Here is a 1,006-nt window from a genome sequence, read left to right as displayed (position 1 = left end):
GACCAACCGCGAACTATCAACGGATGATTGAACCGACGTAAGTTCATCGGCTTGGACGTCTTCAGCAGCTGGCGAACCCGCAGCAGAATCATCAGAAAAAAAACCGGATAGCGCATAGATAAAATATCCTATTGAAAGCAATGCAATGATAAAGGCAAAAATCAATTTAGGTTGCTTGAACAAGGCGAGGGACTGACCTGATTTGGTTTGCTTGCCCGTTCCCGTTGAGGAATAGAGCAGGTGAACTTCAATCGGGACTTTCTGGAAGTACACCAAGTCATTAGCCCCCGGCTTGGTTGTCGTAACCGTTGGGTGATGTTCATAGACACGTGGCTTACGTTTCCTGAACATCATGTCGGTATTTTTATGCTGACGGGCTATCTCAGCACAGCCTTTCACTTCAGACGGTATCTGCTTGAAGTCCGGCGTGAGCATGACAATATCCCAGTTGTATTTCCGGTGACGCATGAACGCCCCGTTAAACTCAAAGGGATAGAGTAGGCGGCCAGTCTCATCGTATTGCGTCCGGCCAGTGTCATCCAACTCACCGGGGTCAATACTGCTTAAATCGACGGGTTGCCATTTGGATTCAAACAGTGACCGGAAACCCTCGGGCAAATACGGTTCAAACTCATCGAATGGACGATACTGCTGCTTTTCCATCTTGAAACCGACATGCTTGCCGAACAAGTCCTGACACTCATCAATGAGCAGAAACGAGCCAATCGGAGCCCAGCAGAACCAGTTTTGCCAGAGGCGGACACCTTCCATATTTCGCGAGCTGATGCGAATTAACCTAGTAGTATCAGGAAACTTTTCACCCAGCCGCTTTTCAATGGTTTCAAGTGGCTGCATCCCTTCAACGTTAGTGATGCAGACACGCCCAGCACGCAGGTTAGGCAATAGGTCAAACCAGACCGCCGACGCTGATTTGTAGGAGCCGTTTGCGCCATAACGGAAAGAGACTGCCATATCACCACCTCACAACACGCAGAACAAAAGAAGT

The 1,006-nt window shown here is 49.0% G+C and carries 1 protein-coding gene; it reads right to left on the bottom strand.

Features of this window, described 5'->3' with window-relative positions:
• Positions 1–972 (bottom strand): zonular occludens toxin domain-containing protein (locus C9I92_RS25060; RefSeq protein WP_107193946.1); only part of this gene is annotated, 972 nt, incomplete at its 3' end.
• Positions 973–1,006: the final 34 nt, after the last annotated feature.

Origin of the sequence: Photobacterium ganghwense (assembly GCF_003025595.1) — a bacterium.
Taxonomy (GTDB): Bacteria; Pseudomonadota; Gammaproteobacteria; order Enterobacterales; family Vibrionaceae; genus Photobacterium; species Photobacterium ganghwense.
The sequence above is the reverse complement of the archived record's forward strand: the minus strand, read 5'-3'. Positions and strand labels throughout refer to the sequence as shown.